This is a genomic window from Sedimentimonas flavescens (assembly GCF_019264375.1).
Lineage (GTDB): Bacteria > Pseudomonadota > Alphaproteobacteria > Rhodobacterales > Rhodobacteraceae > Rhodobacter > Rhodobacter flavescens.
The window spans coordinates 297,522-324,112 of record NZ_JAHVAI010000002.1 but is presented as its reverse complement, the minus strand read 5'-3'; the positions used below and the strand labels follow the sequence as shown (position 1 = coordinate 324,112).

The window sequence follows — 26,591 nt, the reverse complement described above, 5'->3', positions numbered from 1 at the left end:
GCGCTTTCGGTCAGCGTGGCGCCGAACGGACAGGGGCGGTTCATGCGAGATCAGGTCAAGGGGTTCTGGGCGCTGCTATTCGCCTGCGTGGTGTGGGGCCTCTCGGGGCTTTACTACAAGCAACTGGCCGCCGTTCCGCCGCTTGAGGTGCTGGCGCACCGGACGCTCTGGTCGCTGGTATTCTTTGGTGCCGTCCTGACGATGCAGGGCCGGCTTCGCGCCGTGGGCCTTGCGCTGCGTGGGCGCAACCTACTGATTTTGTTACTTTCCGCGATCATGATCTCGACCAACTGGTTCGGGTTCATCTGGTCGGTGCAGAACGGGCGCGCGCTTGAGGCGAGCCTCGGCTACTACATCTTCCCCCTTGTTGCGGTGGGCCTTGGTGTCGTCGTGATGCGCGAGGCGATGACGCGCGCGCAGGCTCTGGCCGTGATGATCGCGGCCAGCGCGGTTCTGTATCTGACCTGGGGCATCGGTGCGCCGCCTTGGATGGCGCTGATGCTGGCGGGAACCTTTGGCGCCTATGGGCTTATCAAGAAGCGTCTGGATGTGGGGCCGGTGGTCTCAGTCACCGCCGAGGTGTTCTTGCTGGCACCACTGGCGCTCGCGTTGCTTCTGGGGCTGCACTACGGATGGGCAGGGGCCGCGCCGGGGTCGGGGGCGTTTGGCTCGGACTGGGGCACCAGCCTCTTGCTGGCCTTCTCGGGCGTGCTGACCGGCGGCCCGCTGATCCTGTTTTCCTATGCCGCGCGGCGGGTGCGGATGGCGACGCTCGGGTTGGTGCAATACCTTAACCCGACCTTGCAATTGTCGGTCGCCGTGATCGCCTTCCACGAACCGATCACGCAGTGGCATGCGGTGGCGCTGCCGATGATCTGGCTTGCGCTGGCGATTTATTCGCTGACGTTGCTGCGGCGCGGGTAGGTGTCAGCTTAGCGCGGTGGCCAGCGCGGTTTCGAGCGCCGAGACATCCTCGACCCAGATCAGCATCTCGGCCAGCGAGCGGTCGGCGAAGCCCTCGCTGATCATATGCTCGATGGCGGTCTTGATCGGGTTCCAGTAGCCATCGGTGTTGAGAATGAGGATCGGCTTTTCATGCAGGCCGATCTGGCGCCAGGTGAGCACTTCGAACAACTCGTCCAGAGAGCCTGCGCCGCCGGGCAGGACGACGATGGCATCCGAGTTCATGAACATCACCTTCTTACGCTCATGCATGTTTTCGGTGACGATGAAGGTGGACAGGTCGCGCTTGCCGACCTCGCGCTGGAACAGGTGGATCGGGATCACGCCGAAGGTGGCGCCGCCTGCCTGTTGGGCCGCGCGGGCGACCTCGCCCATCAGGCCCACATCGCCTGCGCCGTAAACAAGGCGCCAGCCGCGTGTGGCGAGCATCGTGCCGGTGGCCCGGGCTGCCTCGGCATAGGCGGGCCGGTTACCGGTGCGCGAGCCGCAAAAGACACAAATCGAAGGCTGGTGGGACATCAAAGCACCTTTCGGGCTGAACTGCACGGCGGGTGCAGCGAATTGTTGTTTGGTGATAGCGGCTTGGCTAAGGTTGCTCAAGTCATGCGGCGCAAGATCGCATCGGAACGAGGGGAAATGGGATGAAAAACGTCGAATCGGGGCAAGAGCCGGCCGCGGCGAAGGCGGGCTCGGGTCTGGGTGGGGCGATGCTGGGCGGCGTATCCGCGCTTGCACTGCTGGCCGTTCTGGCGGGCTACTGGGTGTTGCGCGATCCGCCGCAGCAGCCTGCGCCCGTGGCACAACTGCCTGAGGCCGCGCAGCCTGAACCTGTTGCAGCCCAACCCGCGGCTGAGGCGCCGACGACTGCGGCGGCCGAACCCGAAGCGCAGCCGACCGTGGCCGCCGCGCCAGAGTCGGAGCCTGCGCCCGAACCGGCCCCGCCCGAGCCCGCCTCCGCAGAGCCCGGTCCTGTGGCCAGCCTCGATCAGTTCCGCGCCGCGCCTGATGGCGCGCTGACGCTGGCGGGGCGGGTCGAGCCGGGTGCCAAGGTGGAAGTTCTGCTTGATGGTGCCGTCGTCGATACCGTCACCGCCGAGCCGGGTGGCAGCTTTGCCTCGGTCGTGCTGGCTGATCCCTCGGCCGAGCCGCGGCAGATGAGCGTGCGCGTCACCGGTGCCGATGGCGTGGCCCGCGAGGGCGAGGAAAGCGTGACTGTCGCACCAAGCGCCGAAGCCGTGGCACAGGCGGCCGAGGCCGAGGGCGCCTCGGAAGCAGCGGTCGCCGAACAGGTCAATGCCGCTGAGACGCTGGCGCAAACCCCGCTGGTGACCGACGAGCAGGGCGCGCGCGTTCTGGCCGAGGCCAGCGCCGATCTGTCCATCGACACCGTGTCTTTCGATGCGGGCGATCAGATCGCGGTCAGTGGGCGCGGCGCGCCCGCGGGGGCGCTTCTGCGCGCCTATATCGACAATGCCGAGGCGGGGCTGATCCAGGCGGGAACCGAGGGCAACTGGCGCATGGTGCTTCCGGCAGGCGCGCCGGGCCAGCATGTCCTGCGCATCGATGCGCTCGATGTGGATGGCAAGGTTCTGACGCGCGCCGAGACCAGCTATGACCGCGTTGCACCCGAAGCCCTTGCCGCCGCCGAAGCACCTGCGGGTGCCGAACCAAAGCGTGGCACCCGTATGATCACGATCGAGCCGGGCAACACCCTTTGGGCCATCGCGCGCGAGAATTATGGCGACCCCTATCTTTATGTGCGCCTCTTCGAAGCGAACCGCGATCAGATCCGCGATCCGGACCTGATCTATCCCGGGCAGGTCTTCGCCATTCCCGAATAGGGCTGGACTCTGACGGTTTCCGGCTTAGGTTTTGCCCGCCCGGTGGGGACTATCCCCGAACCGGGCGTCGCATTTCATGACCAGTCGAAAGGTTTTCCCTCATGGCGCCTTCCCAGATCACCGTCGCGGGCAAAGTCAGCGCGAATGAGCGCGCCCGAGGCTGGCGTACGATCCGCGCGGTCGCGCCATACCTGTGGCCGGATGCGCACCCCTGGGTGAAGAAGCGCGTCCTGATCGCGATGAGCCTGCTGGTCATGGCCAAGGTGATCGCAGTCGCAACGCCGTTCCTTTACAAGGCTGCGGTGGACGGTCTGGCCGGAACCGCGCGGGCCGAGGGCTGGCTCTTGCCGCTTGGCGCGGTCGCGCTGACGGTGGCCTATGGCGTCGCGCGGATGGCCTCGGTCGGCTTTGGCGAACTGCGCGATGCGGTGTTCGTGAGGGTCGCACAGCGCGCTCTGCGTCAGTTGGCGCTGGAAACCTTCGAGCATATCCACCGCCTGTCGATGCGCTACCACATCAACCGCAAGACGGGCGGGCTAAGCCGGATCATCGAGCGCGGCGTGAAGGGCGTCGAGTTCCTGCTGCGCTTCATGCTGTTCTCGGTCGGGCCACTGATCCTGGAACTGACGATGGTGGCGGTGCTCTTCGCGGTGCTGTTCGACTGGCGTTACGCGGCGGTGGTGATCGTGACGATCGCAGCCTATGTGACCTTTACCTTCAAGGTCACCGAATGGCGCGTCGCGATCCGGCGCAAGATGAACGAGGCCGACACGCAGGCCAACCAGAAGGCCATCGACAGCCTGCTGAACTTCGAAACCGTCAAGTATTTCGGCGCCGAGGCGCGCGAGGCCAAACGCTACGACGCCTCGATGGCGGGCTATGAGCAGATGGCGGTCAAGACCGGCCAGAGCCTTGCGATCCTGAACTTCGGCCAGAGCCTGATCATCTCGGTTGGCTTGATCGCGGTGATGGTCATGGCGGCTATCGAGGTGCAGTCGGGCAAGCTGACCGTGGGCGATTTCGTCATGGTGCAGGCTTACATGATCCAGATCACCATGCCGCTTGGCTTCCTCGGCACCGTCTATCGCGAAATCCGGCAGGCTCTGGTGGACATGGGCGAGATGTTCGACCTGCTGCACCAACCCGCCGAGATCAACGACAAGCCCGGCGCCCCGGACCTGCGCGTGCAGGGCGGTGCGATCGAATTCGAAGATGTGAAATTCGCCTACGATCCGACGCGACCGATCCTCAAGGGGGTCTCGCTCAAGGTGCAGGCGGGGCAGACCGTCGCGCTGGTGGGCCCCTCGGGCTCGGGCAAGTCGACCATCGGGCGGCTCATGTTCCGTTTCTATGACGTGACGGGCGGCGCGATCCGCATCGACGGGCAGGATCTGCGCGACATCACCCAGACCAGCCTGCACGACGCCATCGGTGTGGTGCCGCAGGACACGGTGCTGTTCAACGACACCATCGGCTACAACATCGCCTATGGCCGCGCGGATGCGACGCAAGACGAGATCATCGCCGCCGCCAAGGCCGCAAAGATCCATGACTTCGTCATGAGCCTTCCTGAGGGATATGAAACGACCGTGGGTGAGCGCGGACTGAAGCTCTCGGGCGGTGAAAAACAGCGCGTGGGTATCGCGCGCACGCTGCTCAAGAACCCGCCGATCCTGCTGCTGGACGAGGCGACCTCGGCCCTCGATACGCAGACCGAGCGTGACATCCAGGTCAGCCTCAAGGCGATGGGCGAGGGGCGCACGGTGATTTCGATCGCGCACCGTCTCAGCACGATTGTCGATGCGGACCGGATTGTGGTGCTTGAACAGGGCGAAATCATCGAGGAAGGCCGTCACGAGGAACTTCTGGCCCATGGCGGGCGCTATGCGGCGATGTGGGCGCGCCAGGGTGGCGAGGAGTATCTGCTGCGCAACTCGGTGCGTCAGCTCGAGGAGGATGGCGAGGCGGAACCTACCGACCAGCGCCACCGCACCCCGCATACCTGGACGACCTGAGCGGGCCGCGGCACCGCCCGGGCTGGCCTTGGCAATGGTCTTGGAAATGTATAAGAAAACCGCAAACCGTTAAGGGAGCCGCCTGTGGACGAGACCGACAGCTTTATCGAGGAAGTCACCGAAGAGGTCCGCCGCGACAAGCTCTTTGCCGCCATGCGCAAATATGGCTGGATCGGCGTCGTGGCGATCCTGGGGATTGTCGGCGGGGCGGCCTATACCGAATGGACCAAGGCGACGGCCCGCAATCAGGCCGAGGGCTTCGGCGATGCGCTTCTGGCCGCTGTCGAGTCCGACGATCCGGCGGACGCGCTTGCGGCGATTGAGGCCGATGGCGGCCGCGCTGCACTGGCGCAGCTGATGCTGGCCGGTCAGCAGGCCGAGGCGGGCAATGCCGAGGGCGCGCTGGCGTCCTATCGCGCCGTTGCGGCGAATGCCGCTGCTCCGGCGAGCCTGCGCGAACTGGCGCGGTTCAAGGCGCTTGGCGTTGCGGGCGATACGATGAGCGCCGAGGAACGCGCGGCCGAGCTGAGCGCGCTTGCGCAACCGGGCGCGCCTTATCGTCTGCTGGCGCTTGAGGCGCAGGCCGAGGCCGCCGTTGCGGCGGGCGATCCCGAACAGGCGATTTCGCTGGCCAAGCAGATCCTTGCCGAGGCAGGGGTCACGCCGGGCTTGCAACAGCGCGCGACAGAGTTGATTGTGGCGCTTGGGGGCGATCCGGCGGAGCAGTGACCGGAACCTCGGACCGGGCCGCATGGCCGGGTCCAAATGATGCGAGGGCAGGGGGATGAAAGCGGTGAAGCTGATCCGGGGAATGGCCGTGCTTGGCATGGCGGCGTTGGTAACCGGTTGCGAAAAGGAGCTGATCCTTGAGGGCGACCGGATTGACCCGCGCGATGTGCTGAGCCAGAGCGCAGCCGATGCTCCGCTGGCGATATCCACGGCAATCGCACTGCCCGCGCAGCAATCGAATGCGGAATGGACCCATCGGGCCGGCAACCCGTCCCATGCGCTGGTGAACCCGGCGATCGGCGGCGGCACGGCGCGCGTCTGGTCGGCCGCGATCGGCGAGGGCGCAGGGCGCAAGCATCGCATCACGGCCGATCCGGTCGTGGGCGCGGGGCGGATCTACACGCTCGATGCGCGCGCGCAGGTCGCGGCGACGGGCCTGAACGGTGCGGCACTCTGGAAGGCCGATCTGACACCGCCCTCGGACAATGCCGACGATGCCTCGGGCGGCGGTTTGGCCTATGCGGACGGGCAGGTTTACGTCACCACCGGCTTTGGTGAGCTGGTTGCGCTGGATGCAGCCTCGGGCGCGGTGAAGTGGCGCCAGAAATTCGACGCCGCCATTGGTGGCGCACCGACCGTGTCGGGCGGTCTGGTCTATGTCGTGGCGCGCGATGCCTCGGCCTGGGCGATCCGTGCCACGGACGGCAAGGTGCAATGGCAATTGCCCGGCACGCCCTCGGGCTCGGCCATGGTGGGCGTTTCCGCGCCCGCAGTGAACGAGCGGATGGTTGTCTTCCCGTTCTCGTCGGGCGAGATGGTCGGCGCGCTCAAGCAGGGCGGTCTGACGCTGTGGCAGGGCAAGGTTGCGGGCGCGCGGCTTGGCCGGGCCTTCGCGACGGTGACCGACCTGACCGGCGATCCGGTCATCGTGGGCGACAAGCTTTACGCGGGTTCCTCGGCGGGCAAGGTCGGCGCGTTCGACGTGAACTCGGGCGAGCGGATCTGGACCGCGACCGAAGGCGCGGTGTCGCCGGTGCAGGTTGCGGGCGGCTCGATCTTCCTGGTGTCGGACGAGGCGCGGCTGGTGCGTCTGGACGCGGCCACCGGCGCGACGATCTGGGCGCAGGATCTGCCCTATTTCGTCAAGGAAAAAATCAAGAAGCAGGCCAAGATCTTCGTGCATTACGGTCCGCTGTTGGCGGGCAATAAGCTGTTCGTCGCCTCGACCGACGGGCTGTTGCGCAGCTTCGATCCGGCGACCGGCGCGCTGCTTGGCCAGACCGAGATCCCCGGCGGCGCGGCGACCAACCCCGTTGTCGCGGGCGGCACGCTGTATGTTGTCGGCATGAATGGTCAGCTTCACGCTTTCCGTTGACGGAAAAAGGGTGTAGAGGGGCCGCTTGATCCGCCTCAGGAGGCAGAAATGAGCTTTACCCTGGCCGTCGTTGGTCGCCCGAACGTCGGCAAATCGACGCTGTTCAACCGCCTTGTCGGAAAACGTCTGGCGCTGGTCGATGACCAGCCCGGCGTGACGCGCGATTTGCGCGAAGGCGATGCGCGCCTTGGCGATCTGCGGTTCGTCGTGATCGACTCGGCGGGTCTGGAACTGGCCGAGGATGACAGCCTTCAGGGCCGCATGCGTCGCCTGACCGAGCGCGCAGTGGAAGAGGCCGATGTCTGCCTGTTCCTGATTGACGCGCGCATGGGCGTGACCCCGGCCGACGAGATCTTTGCCGACATCCTGCGCCGCAAGAACGCGCATGTGATCCTTGCCGCGAACAAGGCCGAAGGCAGCGCGGGCGATGCCGGCGCGCTGGAGGCCTGGTCGCTTGGTCTGGGCGAGCCGCTGCGGATCTCGGCCGAGCATGGCGAGGGCCTCGACGATCTTTATACCGTCCTGAAGCCTCTGGCGGATGAATTCGCCGAGAAGAACGCAGCCAACACCCCCGAGGTCGATGTCGAGATCGAGGAAGGCTCGGAGGAAGAGGGCGTCTATCAGGCGCCGACCAAGCTCAAGCCGCTGCAACTGGCCGTCATTGGCCGCCCGAACGCCGGGAAATCGACGCTGATCAACAAGATCCTCGGCGAGGATCGTCTGCTGACTGGCCCCGAGGCCGGGATTACCCGCGATGCGATCTCGGTCACGACCGAGTTCATGGGCACGCCCATGCGGATCTGGGACACCGCCGGGATGCGCAAGCGCGGCAAGATCAACGACAAGCTCGAAAAGCTTTCGGTGGCCGACGGTCTGCGCGCCGTGCGCTTCGCCGAGGTGGTCGTGGTGCTGCTTGACGTGAACATCCCCTTCGAGACGCAGGATCTGCGCATCGCCGACTTCGCCGAGACCGAGGGCCGTGCCGTCGTCGTCGCCGCGAACAAGTGGGATCTTGAGGAAGACAAGCCCGAGAAGCTGAAAGAGCTGCGCGAGGCGTTCGAGCGCCTGCTGCCGCAGCTGAAAGGCGCGCCGCTGGTGACCGTCTCGGCCAAGACCGGCAAGGGTCTGGACCGGTTGCACAACGCGATTATGAAGGCCCACCAGGTCTGGAACCGCCGTATCTCGACCGCGAAACTGAACCAATGGCTCTCGGCGATGACCGAGGCGCACCCGCCGCCGGCACCGGGCGGGCGGCGCATCAAGCTGCGCTACATGACGCAGGCCAAGACCCGTCCGCCGGGCTTCGTCATCATGGCGACCCATACCGACAAGATCCCGGAAAGCTACGGGCGCTACCTCGTCAACGGGCTGCGCAACGATTTCGACATGCCGGGCACGCCGATCCGCATCTACTTCCGCGATCAGGGTTCGAAGAACCCCTACAAGGATCGCAAGAAGTCGATCCCCTCGCGCCTGAAAAAGCACGTGGATGCGCGCAAGCACGAAGCGCGCAAGGGCAAGCCGGGATCCAGGCCTGAGTGACCGCTCTGGCCGTGCTCAGATGAACCCTAGGTGACTGAGCGCGGCCCGAGCTTTCTCGCGCGCCGCTGCATCGCGGCTGAGAGCCGCCGAGTTCAATCCATGCACAAGCGTCGAAAGCTTCTTTCGCGCGCGCAGGGTCTCGATATGTGCGGGAACATCCGCGTCGCGGATTCTGAGGATCTCAGTCGCCGCGAAGTCGATGGCGTTATGGTCGGTCAGCATTCCAGCCCCCAGCTGAATTGTTCCTCCCTGTGCGAATCTTAGGGCAGAAAACCGGGACTGTCAGCCGAGGAATCAGCGCTGCGCTGAAATCACGCGGCCTTAAGATCAAGTAAAAGGCCCCGAAAGGGGCCTTCTCCTTTGAATTCAAACGAGCTTGCCGTCCACCAGCCGGGTCTTGCCGCCCAGATAGGGATGCAGGGCAGCGGGCAGTGTGACCGAGCCATCCTCTTCCTGGCCGTTCTCCAGCACCGCGATCAAGCAGCGCCCGACAGCAAGGCCCGAGCCGTTCAGCGTCGCCACGAACTCGGGCTTGCCACCGGCGGCAGGCTTGTAGCGGCCATTCATGCGCCGCGCCTGGAAGGTGCCGCAGGTCGAGACCGAGCTGATCTCGCGGTAGGTGTTCTGACCGGGCAGCCAGACCTCGAGATCATAGGTCTTCTGCGCACCAAAGCCCATGTCGCCGGTGCACAGCACGATGCGGCGATAGGGCAGGTTAAGGCGTTCCAGCACTGTCTCGGCGCATTTGGTCATGCGCTCATGCTCGGCGATCGCGTCCTCGGGGCGGCAGATGGTGACCATCTCGACCTTTTCGAACTGGTGCTGGCGCAGCATGCCAGCGGTGTCTTTGCCGGCCGAGCCCGCCTCGGAGCGGAAACAGTTCGTGTGTGCGGTCAAGCGCCAAGGTAGCGTCTGCTCATCAACGATTCCGTCGGCCACAAGATTCGTCAGCGTCACTTCCGCCGTCGGGATGAGCCATTGGCCATTGGTGAGCTGATAACTATCCTCTGCAAATTTTGGCAGCTGACCGGTGCCGATCATCGCGTCTTCGTTTACAATTACAGGCGTCAGAACTTCGCGTAGTTCATGTTCGCTCGTATGTAGATCAAGCATGAACTGTGCAAGTGCTCGATGAATTTTGGCGACACCGTCGGTCAAAATTACAAAGCGGCTGCCTGACAGTCGTGCAGCGGCGCCGAAAGACATCCCGCGTTCACTGGTGGCCTTCAGTTCATAATGCTCCTTGGCGGTGAAACCAAGCTCGCGCGGGGTGCCCCAACGGTGCACCTCGACATTGTCGGCCTCGTCCGCGCCCTGCGGCACCTCGTCGAGCGGATTGTTCGGGATCAAGAGCAGCTTGTCGCGCAGTTCGGTGTCCAGCGCACCGGCGCGCGCCTGCATCGCCGCAACCTCGGCCTTCTTCTCGGCCACCAATGCGCGCAGCCGTTCGAACTCGGCCTCGTCGCCCTTGGCCTTGGCCGCGCCGACCTGCTTGGAGGCCGCGTTCTGCGCCGCCTGTGCGGTCTCGGCCGCGTGGATCGCCGCACGGCGTTCCTCGTCAAGCGAGAGGATATCCGACGACATCGGCGCAAGTCCCCGGCGCGCAAGGGCTGCGTCAAAGATCTCGGGGTTCTCGCGGATCGCGCGGATGTCGTGCATGTCATACCTCGTTGGTTGCGCGACAGGGTTTAGCGCGGAAACATGCGCCGTAAAAGCCCTGCGGATCAGCTAAGTGACACAGGTCAAAGCAGGAACCCTTGCGCGGATGTTGAATAATGGTGTAAAGGGACACATATTCAAAAAGCGGAATGTAAATTTCCGCTGATTTGCGCATACCCGAAGGGAAGGGACCCGATATGAAATCCATCATCTTGCCGCTGGCGCTTGTCGCGCTGGTTCTGCCGCAGGTGGCCGTGGCCGAATCCGGCGGGCCCTTTGTCGTGACCACCACCGAGGCCATTGACTGGAAGGCCGTCTATGGCCGGGTCGAGGCGAAGGATTCGATCCCCGCGCGTGCACGTCTGGGCGGCACCTTGGTCGAACTGACGGTGGGCGAAGGCGATCAGGTACAGGCGGGCCAGCCGCTTGGTCGGGTCGTCGATGAGAAGATCAACTTCCAGCTTTCGGCGATCGACGCGCAAATCACCGCGCTCGAGTCGCAACTGGCCAACGCCCAGTCCGAACTCAAGCGTGGCGAAGAATTGCAGGCGCGCGGCGTGACGACGACACAGCGGCTTGATCAGTTACGCACTCAGGTCGATGTCTACACCGGTCAGATCGAGGCGCAGAAGGCCAGCCGCAAGGTGATCGAGCAGCAGGCTTCGGAGGGCGAGATTCTGGCGCCGATCTCGGGCATGGTTCTCAACGTTCCCGTGGCCAAGGGGGCCGTGGTGATGGCGGGTGAGAACGTGGCCACGGTCGGTGGCGGCGGCTTCTTCCTGCGTGTCTCGGTCCCCGAGCGTCATGCCGGCGCCATTACCGAGGGCGATACGATCGCCATCGAGACAGCGTCTGGCCCGAAAGAGGGCCGACTGGCCAAGGTCTATCCGCTGATCGAGAATGGTCGTGTGACGGCCGATGTCGAGGTTCCCGACCTGGATGCGGCATTTGTCGATGCGCGCGTTCTGGTGCGTCTGCCGCTGGCCAAGCGCGAGGCGATCCGTATTCCGGCCGACCTGATCCGCACCCATTCGGGTCTGGATTTCGTGACCGTCGAGAAGGACGGAGCAAAGGTTGTGCGCACCGTGGTTCCGGGTGCGCGCTCGATGGTCGATGGCGTCGAGATGGTCGAGATCGTGACCGGCCTCAATGGCGGTGAGACGGTGGTCGCCGATGAGCACTGATCCGAGCACCCGCCCCGAGGGCGACGAATTCGAGGGCATCAAGCTTGGCATCGCCGGGCGCCTGACGCGCGCCTTCATCGAGTCGGCGCTGACGCCGCTGATGATCCTTGCAGCGCTGGCCGTGGGTTTCGTGGCGCTGGTCAGTCTGCCGCGCGAGGAAGAGCCGCAGATCTCTGTGCCGATGGTGGATATTCACATCCAGGCGCCGGGTCTGAAGGCGCCTGACGCGATGAAACTGGTGACCGAGCCGATGGAAACCATCGTCAAGGGCATCAACGAGGTTGAGCACGTCTATTCCCAGACCTCGGACGATTATGCGCTGGTGATGGCGCGTTTCGTCGTGGGCACCTCGGCCGATGCGGCGATCCTGCGGGTGCATGAGAAGGTGCGCGCGAACATGGACCGCATCCCGGTTGGCATCTCCGAGCCGATGATCGTTGCGCGAGGGATCGACGACGTGGCCATCGTGTCGCTTACCCTGTCAGGCAAGCCCGGAACCGGGATCGGCGCGAATGAATTGACCCGGATCACCCGTGAGCTGCAGGCCGAAGTCACCAAGATCGAAGATGTGGGTCTGACCTATGTCGTCGGCGAAGCGACCGAGGCGATCCGTATCGAGCCCGATCCAGAGAAACTGGCGCTTTACGGCATCACGCTGCAAACTCTGGGCTACAAGGTGCAGCAGGCCAACCGCTCTTTCTCGACCGGAAAGCTTCGCGATAATGGCGAACAGATCGACCTTGTGGTCGGGGAAACGCTGACCGCACCCGCTGAAATTGCCGGGCTTCTGCTGACCGCGCGTGATGGGCGGCCCGTCTATGTCGCCGATGTCGCCAAGGTCTCTTACGTGGGCGACACCTCGGACCAGATCGTGGCGAATGTCACGCGCGACGGCGAGACGCTCAACCGGACCCCCGCCGTGACGCTGGCGATCGCCAAGCGCGCCGGGGCAAATGCGGTCGTTGTGGCCGAAGAAATCCTGCACCGCGTCGAGGAGATGAAGGGCGAGCTGATCCCCGAATCGATCGAGGTGCAGATCACCCGCGACTATGGCGAGACCGCGAACGAGAAGGCCAACGAGTTGCTGTTCCACCTTGGCCTTGCCACGGTGTCGATCATTGCGCTGGTGCTATTTGCGATTGGCTGGCGCGAGTCGATCGTGGTGGCCATCGTCATTCCGGTGACGATCCTGCTGACGCTCTTTGCCGCCAATATCATGGGCTATACGCTCAACCGGGTGTCGCTTTTCGCGCTGATCTTCTCGATCGGTATCTTGGTCGACGACGCCATTGTGGTGATCGAGAACATCGCCCGGCACTGGGGCCTCAAGACGCCCGGCAACCGGACCCACAAGGCCATCGTGGCCGTGGCCGAGGTCGGCAACCCCACCATCGTCGCCACGCTGACGGTTGTCGCGGCGCTTCTGCCGATGCTCTTCGTGTCGGGGCTGATGGGGCCCTATATGTCGCCCATCCCCTCGAACGCTTCGGCGGCGATGATCTTCTCCTTCTTCGTGGCGGTCATCATCACGCCCTGGCTCATGGTCAAGATCGCTGGCAAGGCGCCGCTCCATCACGCTGATGACGCACATCACGGCGGCAAGCTTGGCGCGCTTTATACCCGCGTGGCGAAACCGGTTCTGGCATCGAAAAAGTCGTCCTGGATTTTTCTTCTGGTGACGGTGGTGCTCAGCTTCGGTTCGCTTGGGCTGCTTTACACCAAACATGTCACGGTCAAGCTTCTGCCCTTCGACAACAAGTCGGAACTGAGCGTGGTCATCGACCTGCCCGAGGGCGCCTCGGTCGAGGCGACCGACGCAGTGGCGCAGAAGGTGGCGGCGGTCGTGACCGAACTGCCCGAGGTGATTTCGGTCCAGACCCATGCCGGGGCGGCCGCGCCGTTCAACTTCAACGGTCTCGTGCGGCACTATTACCTGCGCCAGTATCCCTGGCAGGGCGATGTGCAGATCAACCTGACCAACAAGACCGAGCGCGACCGCGCCTCGCATGAGATCGCGCTTGAGATCCGCGAACGGATCATGGCGCTTGACGTGCCCGCAGGTACCAGCCTGAAGACGGTCGAACCGCCGCCCGGCCCACCGGTCATTTCGACCTTGCTGGCCGAGGTCTATGGCCCCGACGCCGAGACGCGCCGCGCGGCCGCGACCAAGATCCGTCAGGCATTTGAGAGCGTGCCCTATATCGTCGATGTCGATGACAGCTTCGGCACACAGGCACGCCGTCTGCGGGCCACGGTGAACGCGGACGATCTGGAGTTCTTCGAGGTCTCCGAGGGCGATGTCTTCGACACGCTCGGGCTGCTCAACGGCTCGACCACGGTTGGCTATTCGCATCGCGGCGCCGAACGCGCACCCTTGCCCATCGTGATGGAACGCTCGAAAGGCGCCAAGGTGATGGACGAGGCGACGCTGTCCACGCCGATCCCGGCAAACCTTCTGCCCGGCGCGCGCGGGGTGGTGGAACTGGGCGATGTGGTCTCGATCCGCGAGGAAAAGGCATCCTTCCCGATCTTCCGCCACAACGGGCGCGAGGCCGAGATGGTCACCGCCGAGCTTGCGGGCGACTACGAGGCGCCGCTCTACGGCATGATCGCGGTCAGCGATGCGCTCGAACAGATCGAGTGGGCCGAGGGCGAAAAGCCCGAGATTGCCCTGCATGGCCAGCCCAATGACGAAAGCAAGGTGACGCTGCTGTGGGATGGCGAGTGGGAGGTGACTTGGGTGACCTTCCGCGACATGGGCGCGGCCTTCGGCGTGGCGCTTCTGGGGATCTATATCCTCGTCGTGGCGCAGTTCGGCTCGTTCAAGCTGCCGCTGGTAATCCTGACGCCGATCCCGCTGACCTTCCTTGGCATCATGGCGGGGCATCTGCTCTTTGGTGCGCCTTTCTCGGCGACCTCGATGATCGGGTTTATCGCGCTGGCGGGGATTATCGTGCGCAACTCGATCCTGCTGGTGGACTTCATCCGCCATGCCGACCGGACCGGGAAAACCGAGATCGACATCCTGATCGAGGCCGGCGCGATCCGCTTCAAGCCGATCCTGCTGACCGCCATCGCCGCGATGATCGGGGCCGTGGTGATCCTGGCCGACCCGATCTTCCAGGGTCTGGCGATCTCGCTGCTGTTCGGTCTGCTTAGCTCGACCCTGCTGACGGTGTTGGTGATCCCGGCGATCTACCGGATCTTCCGCACCTGATCGGGTGACATGAAACGAAAAGGCCCGCCGTTATCTGGCGGGCCTTTTGCATTTCGGGGAATGGGATCAGTCCGGCTGGAAACCGTGGATCAACTGGCGTAGCCCCAACAGCCCGCCCGCGATGATCGCGGCCAGCGTAACCGGGGCCGAGAAGGCGAGGGTGGACATCGCGCTGATCCCCTGACCGACCGAGCAGCCAAGCGCCACCGTCCCGCCAATACCCATCAGCGCCGCGCCTGAAACCTGACGCCCCAGTTCACGCGGGTCTTCGCATGCTTCCCAACGGAAGAGGCCGCGGATGGCCGAACCGGCGAATGCGCCCGCCAGAACCCCGGCAACCAGACCGACCGAGAAGGTGATGCCACCGCCGGTCGAGGTCATGAAATACAGGATCGTCCGGCCAAGGGGGGCGGTGAAAGAGGGCGCCTCGACGCCAACCTCGCCCAGGCTTTCGCGCGACAGGTAGGTCGTGCCGACAAGGCACCAGACGACGGCGAGGCCAGCGGCGATGCCCCACAGGATCTTGCGGCGGTCGCCGCGTAGGGGCGCGTAGCTGAGCGCCCAGATCAGGAACAGGGCCGCGACGGGCAGGGCGAAGGTGATCGGGGCAAGGCCGGAGCGTTCCGCCAGCCAATGCGCGATGCCCTGCGGAGCGGTTGCATCCACCTGCGGCAGCAGTGCCGCGCGCAGCGGGGCCAGCGGGCCGGACAGCGTGGCGAAGGCGAAGATCCCCATCACCACCACCACCACGAGCGAGCGCAGATCGCCACCGCCGAACCGCGCCAGCGCCCCGAAGCCGCAGTTACCCGCCAGCGCCATGCCGTAGCCGAACACCAGCCCGCCCACGACCGACCCGATCGGGTTCCAGCTGATCGTCAGATAGAAGGTCGAGGTCAGATCGGCCCAACCTGCGGCCTCGGCGACGAAGGCGCCGGTGATCGCCACGGCCAGAACGATGCCCCACAAGCGTATGCGGCGCTGATCCTCGCCATAGGCGGCGGCCTCCAGCGCGCCGAGAGTGCAGAAATCTCCAAGACGCGCTGCCATCCCCAGCACGAGCCCACCAATGAGCCCCACCAGAGCGGACAACACGCCGATCGGCAGAATGTCCATAAGTCCTCCCCCTCCCGAACGCAGCGCCTCCCCAGGGCTACGATCAGACTTCGCTGCAGAACATATCGTATACTAGGGCGATGATACGCGCGGCGCGCGGGTCGCTGAGGGAGTAGTAGATCGCCTTTCCCTCGCGGCGGCAACTGACCAGACCTTCAAGACGCAGCCGCGCGAGCTGCTGGCTAACCGCGGCTTGGCGCGATTCCAGCAGGTTCTCAAGCTCGGTCACCGACTTTTCGCCGGAACTGAGGTGGCACATGATCATCAGCCGCCCCTCATGGGCAAGCGCCTTGAGAAGGTTCGAGGCATCCTGTGCCCGGCCCATCAGCTCATCCGCGTCGAGGCGTGCGCAGCCGTCATCGTCCAGCGCCGCAGCCGGCTCTCCCTTCAGCGGGGATTTTTGACCATCTGGCGCCATCGGTTGCACCAACTTCCCTTTCATCGCCTTGGCATGGCACTGACATGCACAATAGGTCCGCGCATAGCATGTATGCGCAGCAGAATCGAGAGCGAAGCAGCCGCTATTTGCGCGGCTTTTATTGGGGGGGCGGCAAGTCGGCACCCGCGTCGCGCAGCGCTATTCCCAGCAACCCCCAGAAAAAATCCTCTCCCGGATAGCCTTCGATCCTGCCGACTTCCGCGTCATCCTGCATCAAGACGAAGGTCGGAGTGAACACTGGTGCCGCGCCGATCTGGAGCCCTTCGGCCCAATCGCTGCGCAGGTCCACGTGTTCTAGCGGGGCAAGTTTTCCCTCGGGAGACTTCGGATAGATCGGGCCGATTTCGGCGTCCCACTGGGCGCAGTAGCCGCAACCGGCCTGCTCGACCATGATCAGCCGGAAAGGTGCGTCGACGGCATCGGCTGCACTCGCACCGATACTGGCCACCGGAGCCGCCGAAGCCAGCCACGACAGCGCAGGCAAGAAAATCGCCGCCAGTGCAATGCGCATGATTGACGCACCTCCCATTACATATGAATATCGTAATATGTTTGCGGGGGCGGATCAAGCAATCGATCCGGGGGAGACCCTGACAGGGAGGATAAATGATTCTGGACCCGAGTTACGGGGGCGCGCTGATTGCGGGCCTTCTGTCATTTCTGACCCCCTGCATCCTGCCGATGGTTCCGTTTTACCTGTCCTATATGGCGGGCATCTCGATGTCTGAACTGCGTGGCGGCGGAAAGATCGCGCCCGGCGCACAGCGGCGGCTGGTCTTTTCGGCCATGGCCTTCGCCCTGGGCGTCACCACGATCTTCATGCTGATGGGGTTGGGGGCGACGGCACTTGGGCAGGCGTTCCGCAGCTGGATGGGGCCGCTCAGCTACGTCGCGGCGGCGGTTCTGTTCCTGTTCGGTCTGCATTTCCTGGGCGTGCTTCGGATCCCGTTTCTCTACCGCGAGGCCCGGATTGAGGCGAAGTCCGACCCCTCGACGCTGATTGGCGCCTATGTCACCGGGCTGGCCTTCGGTTTTGGTTGGACGCCCTGTGTCGGGCCCGCGCTGGCGGCGATCCTGATGGTGGCCTCGGGGATGGGCGATCTGACGCGGGGCACGCTGCTGCTGTTCTTCTACGGCGTTGGCATGACCGCGCCCTTCATCCTTGCGGCCTTTTTCGCCCGCCCGTTCCTTGCGTTGATGAGCCGCCATCGCGCCAAGCTTGCTTATGTCGAGAAGGCGATGGGGGTCATGCTGATCCTGTTTGCCGTGCTGATCGCCACCAACAAGGTCAGCGTCATCGCCGATTTCCTGATCAAGACTATGCCCTCGCTCACGTCGTTGGGCTGATTCAAGGAGGAGACCATGCGCCGTATACTGACCGCTGCCATCACCGTCATCGCGCTGGCGCTGCCTGCGTTTTCCGCCGAACTGGGGGATGACGGCCTTCATAAGGAGCCGTGGTTCCGCGACACCTTCAAGGACATGCGCGAGGATCTGGCCGAGGCCAATGCCGAGGGCAAGCGCCTCCTGATCATCTGGGAGCAGCGCGGCTGCCTCTACTGCGCCAAGATGCACGAGGAGGTCTATTCCGATCCCGAGATTCGCGCCCAGATCGAAGGGGGGTATTTCGTCGTTCAGATGAACCTCTTCGGCGATGTCGCGGTCACCGATTTCGATGGCGAGACCCTGCCAGAAAAAGAGATGGCGATGAAATGGGGGGTCATGTTCACGCCCACCATGATGTTCTTTCCCGAAGAGGTCGGGGAGGGGATTCCCGCCAGCCGCGCCGCAGTCGCCGCCATGCCGGGCGCCTTCGGGAAAGGAACCACCGGAGCCCTTCTGACCTGGGTGCAGGAGCATGGATACGAGAGCGGTGTGAACTTCCAGAAATACGTTGCCGAGCGGGTAACCGGGCAATAGTTCGCTGTATCGCGTGCGCGCTTTCGCCCTGACTGCGTCAATTAAATTACGATTAATCAAAGTTATACTATGCAAAGTTCATCTTTTGCATGAGGCGCTTCGAGACGCGCTATCATCAGATATATAGATTTATGAATTTAACTATTGCGTCGATCTGACGCGCATGGATATGTTGTCGGTGGGAGAAGAAATGGGAGGTCTTCGATGAATCGCCACGTCGTGCTGGCGGCAGCTGCCGTCACACTCGCCACCGGGGTCGCCTTCGCTGAAACCGCACCCACCGAGGTGCAGTTCGAAGAGGGCGCGGTCGCGCAATCGCTTACCGGCCAGCCGGGCAATGCCGAAGAGGGTGCGAAGGTTGCGACCACGCGCTCGCTTGGCAATTGCGTCGCCTGCCACCAGGTGTCGTCGCTCAGCGCGGATTTCCAGGGCAACATCGGCCCGGCGCTGGATGGCGCCGCGGATCGCTGGTCCGAGGAGCAGCTGCGCGGCATCGTTGTGGACGCCAAACACACCTTCGAGGGGACCGTGATGCCCGGCATGTACAAGACCGGCCCGTTCATCCGTCCCGGAGATGCCTACACCGGCAAGGCCGCCCCGGCCGATCTGCCGCCGATCCTGTCGGCGCAGCAGGTCGAGGACGTGGTCGCCTTCCTGCTGACGCTCAAAGAGTGATCACCGAGATCAAGAGGAGAAACCAATGAAACTTTCCAGACGTGATGCGCTGGCCCTGGCCCTCGGTGGTGCTGCCGCCGCCATGCTGCCGGCCCGCGCCATGGCCGACGCTGCCGCCGACGCCATTGCCGCCTTCACCGGTGGTGCCGCGACCGGCACGGGTGGTCTGACCCTGACCGCCCCCGAGATCGCCGAGAACGGCAACACCGTTCCGATCGCCGTCGACGCCCCCGGCGCGACCGAGATCATCGTGCTGGCCACCGGCAACCCGACCCCGTCGGTCGCGACCTTTAAGTTCGGCCCCGCCGCCGGCTCGCAAGCCGCCTCGACCCGCATCCGCCTGTCGAAGACGCAAGACGTCCTCGCGATCGCGAAGATGCCCGACGGCAGCTTCGTGCAGGCCAGCTCGACCGTTAAGGTCACCATCGGCGGCTGCGGCGGCTGATTTTTCGAGGAGACACAGACATGGCTGATAACGTCAAACCCCGCGTGAAAGTGCCCTCGAAGGCGAAAGCCGGCGAAGTGGTCGCGCTCAAGACCCTGATCTCGCACCCGATGGAATCGGGTCAGCGCAAGGACAAGGACGGCAACCTGATCCCGCGCTCGATCATCAATCGCTTCACCTGCGAGTTCAACGGCGCGCTGGTGATCGATGTCACGCTCGAGCCTTCGATCTCGACCAACCCCTATATCGAGTTCGACGCCAAGGTCGATGCCACCGGTGAGTTCAAGTTCACCTGGTATGACGACGATGGCTCGGTCTACGAGGACAAGAAGTCGATCGAAGTGGCCTGAGGCCGATCCGGCGCGTGAGGGAGCGCGCCGCACCAAGGAAAGCCTGCGCCCGGCAAGGGCGCGGGCAGAACTCAGGGAGGATCAAGGAATGATGCTGCGCACTCGCGCCACTACCGCCGCCGCCGTCGCGCTGGCCCTCGGCTTTGGCCCCGCCATGGCTGAGCCGGCCGATGCCGAACTGGTGGTCAACGAAGAACTGACCATTACCACCAAGGCCCCCGCCGCAGCGCATCTGGACGGTGCACTGAGCGAGGTCTACTCGGGCTGGCTCTTCCGTGAGGACGAGACCCGCGCCATGCAGATGGACGACTTCGACAACCCGATGTTCGTCTATGCCGAGCAGGGCATGGATGCCTGGAACACCGCCGAGGGTTCCGAGGGCAAGTCCTGTGCCGATTGCCACGGCGCGATCGAGGAAAGCATGAAAGGCGTGCGCGCTGTTATGCCCAAGGTCAATGCCGCTGGCGCGCTGTGGTCGATGGAAGACTACGTCAACTCGTGCCGCACCGAGCGCATGGGTGCCGAGGCGTGGAAGTGGAACTCGGATCAGATGAAGAACATGACCACGGCCATCTCGCTGCAATCGCGCGGGATGCCGGTCGCCGTTCAGATCGACGGCCCCGCCGCCGAGTTCTGGGAGCGCGGCAAGGAAATGTACTACACCCGCTTCGGTCAACTTGAGATGAGCTGCGCGAGCTGCCACGAGTTGAACGCCGGGAACTACATCCGTGCCGACCACCTGAGCCAGGGCCAGATCAACGGCTTCCCGCTCTATCGCCTGAAAGACGCGGCCCCGGTCTCGATCCACCAGCGCTTTGTGGGCTGTGTGCGCGACACCCGCGCCGAAACCTTCGGTGCCGGTAGCCAGGAGTTCCGCGAGCTTGAGCTCTACGTCGCCTCGCGCGGCCTCGGGCTTGATATCGAAGGCGCTGGCGTCCGTCCGTAACCCGTAACGCGGGGCAGGGGCCATCCTTGCCCCGCGTTATTCTTTCCTGACACATTCAAGAATTTCTATCTATCGGATATCCTTGAGGAAATCCGGTGTGACGACCCCGGAGGCGGGGCAGAAGGAGGCTACCTCATGATTTCGCGGCGGGAGTTCATTCAGGCGAGCCTTGCGGCCTCGACCATCCTTGGCGCATCCGGCCTGAGCCGCTGGTCGCGCGTGATGGCGCAGCAGTCGCTGACCCAGGACCAATTGCTGGAGTTCGACAGCTTCGGCAATGTGACGCTGATCCACATCACCGACATTCACGCGCAGGCCAAGCCGATCTACTTCCGCGAGCCTGAGATCAACCTCGGCGTGGGCGATGCCAAGGGCCGCCCGCCGCATGTGGTGGGCAAGGACTTCCTGAGCATGTTCAAGCTCCAGCCGAACTCGCCCGAGGCCTATGCGCTGACCTATGACAACTTCACCGATCTGGCGAAGTCCTACGGCAAGATGGGCGGCATGGACCGCGTGGCGACCGTGGTCAAGGCGATCCGCGCCGACCGCCCCGAGGCGCTGCTGCTGGACGGCGGCGACACCTGGCACGGCTCGATGACCTCGCTCAAGACCGCCGGGCAGGACATGGTCAACATCATGAACGCGCTTGGCACCGATGCGATGACCTCGCACTGGGAATGGACCTTCGGCCAGGACCGCGTGAAGGAGATCGTCGAGACCCTGCCGTTCCCCTTCCTTGGCGCGAACATTTTCGACGTCGAATGGGATGAGCCCGCCTTCGAGCCCTACAAGATCTTCGAACGCGGCGGCGTTCGCATCGCTGTCATCGGTCAGGCCTTCCCCTATATGCCGATTGCCAACCCCAAGTGGATGTTCCCCGACTATTCGTTCGGGATCCGCGAGGAGCGCATGCAGGAGGTCGTGGACGAGGTTCGCGCCGAGGGCGTCGATCTGGTCGTCTGCCTGTCGCACAACGGCTTTGATGTGGACTACAAGATGGCGGGCCGCGTGAAGGGCATCGACGTCATCCTGACTGGCCACACCCATGACGCCGTGCCCGAACCGGTTCTGGTGGGTGAGACGATCCTGATCGCCTCGGGTTCGAACGGCAAGTTCGTCAGCCGCGTCGATCTGGATGTGCGCGAGGGGCGCATGATGGGCTTCCGTCACAAGCTGATCCCGATCTTCTCGGATGTCATCACCCCCGACACCGACATGGCCGCCCTGATCGACAACGAGCGCGCGCCCTACAAGGCCGAACTGGAAGAGGTTGTCGGCCAGACCGAGAGCCTGCTTTACCGTCGCGGCAACTTCAACGGCACCTGGGACGACCTGATCTGCGACGCGATCCTCTCGGAACGCGATGCCGAGATCGCCATGTCCCCCGGCGTGCGTTGGGGCACCACGCTGCTTCCGGGCGACAACATCACCCGCGAGGACATCCACAACGCCACCTCGATGACCTATGGCGCGTGCTACCGCACCGAGATGACCGGCGAGACCATCAACACGATCCTTGAGGACGTGGCCGACAACATCTTCAACACCGATCCCTACTACCAGCAGGGCGGCGACATGGTGCGTATCGGCGGCATGGGCTACCACATCGACGTCTCCAAACCGATCGGCGAGCGTGTCTCGAACATGACGCTGCTCAAGACCGGCGAGGCCATCGACCCGGCGCGCAGCTATGTGGTTGCCGGTTGGGCCTCGGTCAACGAGGGCACCGAAGGGCCGCAGATCTGGGATGTTATCGAAAGCCATGTTCGCAAGATCGGCACCGTCCAGCTGACTCCGAACGAGTCGGTCGTCGTGACGGGCGCCTGAGCAACGCGATCCAACAGATTGAACTAAAGGGAGAAGACGATGGACGAGAAGGAACGCGAAAGCAGCGGTCTGGCCATGGGTCGCCGCGGTTTCCTGCGCGCCGGAGCGGCCGCAGGCGCACTGGTCACCGGGGCGGGTGCGGCGCGCGCCGAGGGGCCCGATCCGCTGATCACCGAGGTGCAGCCCTGGGCGACCGGCTTCGGCGATGGTGTGGATGCCACGCCCTATGGCTTGCCGATCCAGTATGAATCCGACGTGGTGCGTCGCAATGTGGGCTGGCTGACGGCGGATGTGATCTCGTCGATCAACTTCACCCCGATCCATGCGCTGGAAGGCACCATCACCCCGCAGGGCTGCGCGTTCGAGCGTCACCACTCGGGCGCGATCGAGATGCGCAAGGAAGACTACCGCCTGATGATCCACGGCCTCGTGGACCGTCCGCTGGTCTTCACCTACGAGGATCTGGAGCGTTTCCCGCGTGTCAACCAGACCTATTTCCTCGAGTGCGCCGCGAACTCGGGCATGGAATGGGCGGGCGCGCAGCTTAACGGCGTGCAGTTTACCCAAGGCATGATCCACAACATGGAATACACCGGCGTCACGCTGCGCACCCTGCTGGAAGAGGCGGGCGTGCAGACGGCGGGCAAGTGGATCTATGTAGAGGGCGCCGATGCCTCGTCGAACGGCCGTTCGATCCCGATCGAGAAGGCGCTTGATGACTGCCTCATAGCTTTCAAGGCTAATGGCGAGGCCCTGCGCAAGGAGCATGGCTACCCGGTGCGCCTCTGCGTTCCCGGTTGGGAAGGCAACATGTGGGTGAAGTGGCTGCGCCGCATTGAGGTCACCGAAGGCCCGGTCGAGAGCCGCGAGGAGACCTCGAAATACACCGATACGCTGGAAGACGGCACCTCGCGCAAGTGGACCTGGGTGATGGATGCCAAGTCGGTCATCACCTCGCCCTCGCCGCAGATGCCGATCAAGCATGGCAACGGGCCTCTGGTGATCACCGGTCTCGCGTGGTCGGGCCGCGGCGCGATCACCAAGGTCGATGTCTCGCTCGACGGTGGTAAGAACTGGAAAGAGGCGCGCCTGGCCAACCCCGGCCAGCCCATGGCGCTGACCCGCTTCTACCTCGACATCAACTGGCAGGGTGAAGAGATGCTGCTTCAGGCCCGCGCAACCGATGACACGGGCTATGTCCAGCCGACCAAGGACCAACTGCGCGCCATTCGCGGCGAGAACTCGGTCTATCACAACAACGCTATCCAGACCTGGTGGGTCAAATCGAACGGGGAGGCCGAGAATGTCGAAGTTTCGTAATCTGGTGATTGCCACTGCGCTGACGGCGCCGCTGGCGGTTCCGGCCTTCGCGGAACCGCTCGGCCTTGGGCGTGCAGCGCTGCCCGAAGAGATCGCGGCCTGGAACCTCGACGTCAGCCCCGATGGCACCGGCCTTCCGCCGGGCTCGGGCTCGGTCGCGGATGGCGAGGAGCTGTTCTCGGACAAATGCGCGGTCTGCCACGGCGAATTCGCGGAGGGCGTGGACAACTGGCCGAAGCTGGCGGGCGGCATGGATACGCTCAACCGCAAGGATCCGCTGAAGACGGTCGGGTCGTACTGGCCTTACCTCTCGACGGTCTGGGATTACGCGCATCGCTCGATGCCCTTCGGCAATGCGCAGACGCTGAGCGTGGACGAGACCTACGCGATCGTGGCCTACATCATCTATTCGAACGATCTGGTCGATGATGATTTCGTGCTCTCGAACGAGAACTTCCTCGAAGTCGAGATGCCGAACGCGGATGGTTTCATCGTCGATGATCGCGAAACCGTGGAATACCCCGAGTTCTCAAAGCCCGCCTGCATGGAAAACTGCAAGGAAAGCGTTGAGATCACGGCCCATGCGACCGTTCTGGACGTGACGCCGAACGATCCCAACGATGATGCCCCCGCGACTGAGGCCCCCCCGGCCGAGGAAGCAGCCGCTCCGGCCGCTGAGGCGGCGACCGAGGTTGCTGCTGCCCCGGCAGAGGTCGATCCGGCGCTGGTCGCAGCGGGTGAGACCGTGTTCAAGAAGTGCAAGGCCTGCCACAAGGTCGGCGAGGGCGCCAAGCACGCCACCGGCCCGAGCCTGAATGGCGTGGTCGGTCGCAAGGCTGGCGGTGCCGATGGCTTCAAATACTCGCCCGCGATGATTGCTGCGGGTGATGCGGGCATGGTCTGGGATCACGAGACGATCGGCGCCTATCTGAAAGACCCCAAGGGATTTGTTCCGAAGAACAAGATGTCCTTTGCCGGTCTGAAGAAAGAGGACGATATCGCCGCTGTTCTGGCCTATATCGAAGCGACCGGCCAGTAAGGTCGTTGTCCGTAAAACAATGCGCGCCCGTCCTGCGACGGGCGCGCTTTTTTCGTTGCTTGGCACTGAAAAACGAAACGCCCCGAGCGAGGCTCGGAGCGCTGTTGACTGCCCGGTGGTGGGGGACCCGGGAGATGTCTGGCAATCACGGAGCGGAGGGAGATCGGCGGTTCGTGACCCGTAGCTGAATCTCGCGCAACAAGCCGATCACGATAGCGGCGACGGCGATGTTGTCGAAGCTGAGCAGGCCAAGGATATCCATCTGTCCCTCCTGTATTTCCTAGTTCACCATGCGAGGCGATTGCGGCGTAACGATGGCAGGACCGAGGCAATTCCCCTTCTGCGGTGCCAGACCGCTGGCATTTGGCTTGACCCGGACGCGCAAGCGGCTACCGATGGGGTGACACCTTTGGGGTAGTGCCATGCTTTACGCTTTCATCCCCGGCCCGCGAGGTCTCTTGCGTCTTGAGCAAGAAACCTCGATCTCGCCCGGCGCAGAGCTTGCCAAGGCGCTCTGGATTGATCTTTACCGCCCGCTCGACAGCCAGATCGCGGCGGTGAGCGCGCTCGGGATCGAAGTGCCCACACTGGCGGATATGGAAGAGATCGAGATCTCGAACCGGCTTTACCGAGAAGAGGGGGCCGACGTCATGACCGTGGTGCTGCCCGGGATCACGCCCGACGGGGTGCAGATCGCGGGGCCGGTCAGCTTTATCCTGACCGAGCAGCGTCTTGTCACCGTGCGCCACCATGCGCCACGCAGCTTCGAGACCTTTCCCGAACGCGCCGACCGATCGGCGGCAGGCTGCAAATCGTCCGAGCGCATCTTCCTTGGCCTGCTTGAGGAGATCATCGCCCGGCAGGCCGACCTGCTGGAGGCGGCGGGCAGGGCGCTCGACAAGGTCTCGGCGCGGGTTCTGTCTGGCAAGGGGCTGGATTCGCACCAGCTTCAGCAGGCGCTGGAGGAAGTGGGACGCCAGGGTGAACTGGTGGGCCGGGTGAAGCTTGCGCTGTTGACGCTGGAGCGCGCGCTGTCGTTCTTCGATCAGACGCTGGCCGCCAGTGCGCAGGGTAAGGAACTCAAGCCGATCGCGAAAAGCCAGATGCGTGACATCGGCTCACTCGCGGTACATGGGGATTTCCTGTCGAACCGGGTGCAGCTTTCCGTCGACGCCACGCTCGGCATGATCAGCCTTGCGCAGAACGCGACGGTGCGGATCGTCTCTGTCGTCGCGGCACTGTTCATGCCGCCCACCATGATTGCCTCGGTTTACGGGATGAACTTTCAGTTCATGCCGGAGTTGGACTGGCACTGGGGCTACCCGATGGCGCTTGGGCTGATGGTGGCCTCGGCGGTGGGAACCTGGGCGGTGTTCAAGTGGAAGAACTGGCTCTAACGCTCGAGTACGAGGCGGTCACGGGTCAACTCGACCCGGGCAAAGCGGGTCAGGTAGGTCATTCCCATCAGCGATGTGTCCATCTCGCTGTCGTTCACGACGGCACGGACATTGCTGTCACGAATCGGGCCTAGCTCCATGGTTTCAAGCCGGACCGGCGCGGTGCGCACGATGCCATTGGCGGTGCGCGCCTGCCCGATGTAGGCAAGCCCGGCCGTGTCGATCCCAACCCGCGTCGCGTCGCGTCGGGTCAGCACGATGTCGGTGGCGCCGGTATCCACGACGAAACGCACCGACACGCCGTTGATCTCGGCGGTAAGGTAGTAATGCCCGTCAGGGGCAAGGGGGGCCTCGATCCGCCCGTCCGACAGGACCGTCTGCGAGGGCATCACCGTGCTGCGGATATCCGTCCAGAGGCCCACGGCGGCCAGCGTGCCCAGAAAGATCAACCCCCAGAGGATCGCCTGCTGGATCGTGCGCTGCGGGCGTCGGCGGAACTCGATCAGGAAATACCCGCCCACAGCGACAAGCAGCAGGCCAAGGTAAACCAGTCGGGCGAAGTTTTCGGTATCCATTCCGTCGATGTAAGGTGTCA

General features: G+C 64.0%; 25 protein-coding genes. 18 read left to right on the top strand and 7 right to left on the bottom strand.

From position 1 onward, the window contains the following. The first annotated feature begins 42 nt into the window (after nucleotides 1–42). On the top strand, nucleotides 43–924 hold the full coding sequence (gene rarD, locus KTQ37_RS04685) for an EamA family transporter RarD (protein WP_218629308.1): 882 nt from the start codon (nucleotides 43–45) through the stop codon (nucleotides 922–924). Nucleotides 925–927: 3 nt separating this feature from the next. Here rarD and KTQ37_RS04680 read toward each other — a convergent pair whose 3' ends face one another. Next, on the bottom strand, nucleotides 928–1,482 hold the full coding sequence (locus tag KTQ37_RS04680) for an LOG family protein (RefSeq protein ID WP_218629307.1): 555 nt from the start codon (nucleotides 1,480–1,482) through the stop codon (nucleotides 928–930). A gap of 122 nt (nucleotides 1,483–1,604) precedes the next feature. Here KTQ37_RS04680 and KTQ37_RS16850 point away from each other — a divergent pair, with 122 nt between their 5' ends. The 5 genes from KTQ37_RS16850 (at nucleotide 1,605) to der (ending at nucleotide 8,465) form a co-directional block, all read left to right on the top strand. Then, nucleotides 1,605–2,804, top strand: coding sequence for a LysM peptidoglycan-binding domain-containing protein (locus KTQ37_RS16850; protein WP_218629306.1), 1,200 nt, complete (start codon nucleotides 1,605–1,607; stop codon nucleotides 2,802–2,804). A gap of 101 nt (nucleotides 2,805–2,905) precedes the next feature. Further along, entirely contained in the window at nucleotides 2,906–4,819 is a 1,914-nt protein-coding gene (locus KTQ37_RS04670; protein ID WP_218629305.1) for an ABCB family ABC transporter ATP-binding protein/permease, read from the top strand. An 84-nt stretch (nucleotides 4,820–4,903) separates the two neighbouring features. Then, a complete protein-coding gene (locus KTQ37_RS04665) occupies nucleotides 4,904–5,548 on the top strand; it encodes a tetratricopeptide repeat protein (RefSeq protein WP_218629304.1) in 645 nt (214 codons plus the stop codon). 55 nt (nucleotides 5,549–5,603) lie between these two features. Continuing rightward, the gene (locus tag KTQ37_RS04660) at nucleotides 5,604–6,923 is read left to right on the top strand and encodes a PQQ-like beta-propeller repeat protein (RefSeq protein ID WP_218629303.1); all 1,320 of its coding nucleotides are present in this window, start codon (nucleotides 5,604–5,606) and stop codon (nucleotides 6,921–6,923) included. Nucleotides 6,924–6,971: 48 nt separating this feature from the next. Next, nucleotides 6,972–8,465 (top strand): ribosome biogenesis GTPase Der, encoded by a 1,494-nt coding sequence (gene der, locus KTQ37_RS04655; RefSeq protein ID WP_218629302.1) that lies wholly within the window; start codon nucleotides 6,972–6,974, stop codon nucleotides 8,463–8,465. A gap of 15 nt (nucleotides 8,466–8,480) precedes the next feature. On the opposite strand, the gene KTQ37_RS04650 is transcribed toward der, so the two are convergent. Continuing rightward, nucleotides 8,481–8,687 (bottom strand): hypothetical protein, encoded by a 207-nt coding sequence (locus KTQ37_RS04650; RefSeq protein WP_218629301.1) that lies wholly within the window; start codon nucleotides 8,685–8,687, stop codon nucleotides 8,481–8,483. A 144-nt stretch (nucleotides 8,688–8,831) separates the two neighbouring features. Continuing rightward, the gene (serS, locus tag KTQ37_RS04645) at nucleotides 8,832–10,124 is read right to left on the bottom strand and encodes a serine--tRNA ligase (RefSeq protein WP_218629300.1); all 1,293 of its coding nucleotides are present in this window, start codon (nucleotides 10,122–10,124) and stop codon (nucleotides 8,832–8,834) included. 197 nt (nucleotides 10,125–10,321) lie between these two features. Between serS and KTQ37_RS04640 the strand changes: the two genes are divergently transcribed. Next, nucleotides 10,322–11,308, top strand: a complete 987-nt coding sequence (locus KTQ37_RS04640) for an efflux RND transporter periplasmic adaptor subunit (protein ID WP_218629299.1) — start codon at nucleotides 10,322–10,324, stop codon at nucleotides 11,306–11,308. Continuing rightward, a complete protein-coding gene (locus tag KTQ37_RS04635; RefSeq protein ID WP_218629298.1) occupies nucleotides 11,298–14,525 on the top strand; it encodes an efflux RND transporter permease subunit in 3,228 nt (1,075 codons plus the stop codon). Before KTQ37_RS04640 ends, KTQ37_RS04635 begins: the two co-directional genes overlap by 11 nt. A gap of 66 nt (nucleotides 14,526–14,591) precedes the next feature. Here KTQ37_RS04635 and KTQ37_RS04630 read toward each other — a convergent pair whose 3' ends face one another. The 3 genes from KTQ37_RS04630 to KTQ37_RS04620 form a co-directional block, all read right to left on the bottom strand. After that, on the bottom strand, nucleotides 14,592–15,638 hold the full coding sequence (locus KTQ37_RS04630) for a YeeE/YedE family protein (protein ID WP_218629297.1): 1,047 nt from the start codon (nucleotides 15,636–15,638) through the stop codon (nucleotides 14,592–14,594). 43 nt (nucleotides 15,639–15,681) lie between these two features. Further along, nucleotides 15,682–15,963, bottom strand: a complete 282-nt coding sequence (locus KTQ37_RS04625; protein WP_236021087.1) for an ArsR/SmtB family transcription factor — start codon at nucleotides 15,961–15,963, stop codon at nucleotides 15,682–15,684. Nucleotides 15,964–16,174: 211 nt separating this feature from the next. Further along, a complete protein-coding gene (locus tag KTQ37_RS04620; protein WP_236021069.1) occupies nucleotides 16,175–16,588 on the bottom strand; it encodes a hypothetical protein in 414 nt (137 codons plus the stop codon). 98 nt (nucleotides 16,589–16,686) lie between these two features. Between KTQ37_RS04620 and KTQ37_RS04615 the strand changes: the two genes are divergently transcribed. From KTQ37_RS04615 to KTQ37_RS04570, 10 genes are all read left to right on the top strand, one after another. Then, nucleotides 16,687–17,424: a cytochrome c biogenesis CcdA family protein gene (locus KTQ37_RS04615; RefSeq protein WP_218629437.1), complete on the top strand. Its 738-nt coding sequence runs from the start codon at nucleotides 16,687–16,689 to the stop codon at nucleotides 17,422–17,424. A 15-nt stretch (nucleotides 17,425–17,439) separates the two neighbouring features. Next, complete coding sequence (locus tag KTQ37_RS04610; protein WP_218629295.1) at nucleotides 17,440–17,997, top strand: thioredoxin family protein; 558 nt, start codon at nucleotides 17,440–17,442, stop codon at nucleotides 17,995–17,997. Between the two features lie 204 nt (nucleotides 17,998–18,201). Further along, entirely contained in the window at nucleotides 18,202–18,672 is a 471-nt protein-coding gene (gene soxX, locus KTQ37_RS04605; protein WP_218629294.1) for a sulfur oxidation c-type cytochrome SoxX, read from the top strand. A gap of 25 nt (nucleotides 18,673–18,697) precedes the next feature. Further along, nucleotides 18,698–19,117, top strand: coding sequence for a thiosulfate oxidation carrier protein SoxY (gene soxY / locus KTQ37_RS04600; protein ID WP_218629293.1), 420 nt, complete (start codon nucleotides 18,698–18,700; stop codon nucleotides 19,115–19,117). A gap of 20 nt (nucleotides 19,118–19,137) precedes the next feature. Further along, entirely contained in the window at nucleotides 19,138–19,467 is a 330-nt protein-coding gene (gene soxZ / locus KTQ37_RS04595; protein ID WP_218629292.1) for a thiosulfate oxidation carrier complex protein SoxZ, read from the top strand. 91 nt (nucleotides 19,468–19,558) lie between these two features. Next, complete coding sequence (gene soxA / locus KTQ37_RS04590; protein ID WP_236021086.1) at nucleotides 19,559–20,413, top strand: sulfur oxidation c-type cytochrome SoxA; 855 nt, start codon at nucleotides 19,559–19,561, stop codon at nucleotides 20,411–20,413. A gap of 135 nt (nucleotides 20,414–20,548) precedes the next feature. Then, nucleotides 20,549–22,240, top strand: coding sequence for a thiosulfohydrolase SoxB (soxB, locus tag KTQ37_RS04585; protein WP_218629290.1), 1,692 nt, complete (start codon nucleotides 20,549–20,551; stop codon nucleotides 22,238–22,240). 39 nt (nucleotides 22,241–22,279) lie between these two features. Further along, a complete protein-coding gene (soxC, locus tag KTQ37_RS04580) occupies nucleotides 22,280–23,560 on the top strand; it encodes a sulfite dehydrogenase (RefSeq protein ID WP_236021067.1) in 1,281 nt (426 codons plus the stop codon). Further along, a complete protein-coding gene (locus KTQ37_RS04575; protein ID WP_218629289.1) occupies nucleotides 23,544–24,599 on the top strand; it encodes a c-type cytochrome in 1,056 nt (351 codons plus the stop codon). The genes soxC and KTQ37_RS04575 overlap by 17 nt, the downstream gene beginning before the upstream one ends. 422 nt (nucleotides 24,600–25,021) lie before the next feature. Continuing rightward, the gene (locus KTQ37_RS04570) at nucleotides 25,022–25,996 is read left to right on the top strand and encodes a magnesium transporter CorA family protein (RefSeq protein WP_218629288.1); all 975 of its coding nucleotides are present in this window, start codon (nucleotides 25,022–25,024) and stop codon (nucleotides 25,994–25,996) included. Here the strand turns inward: KTQ37_RS04570 and KTQ37_RS04565 are convergent. Then, nucleotides 25,993–26,571, bottom strand: a complete 579-nt coding sequence (locus KTQ37_RS04565) for a retropepsin-like aspartic protease family protein (RefSeq protein ID WP_218629287.1) — start codon at nucleotides 26,569–26,571, stop codon at nucleotides 25,993–25,995. The two genes, KTQ37_RS04570 and KTQ37_RS04565, sit on opposite strands and share 4 nt — an antisense overlap. Nucleotides 26,572–26,591 lie beyond the last annotated feature (20 nt).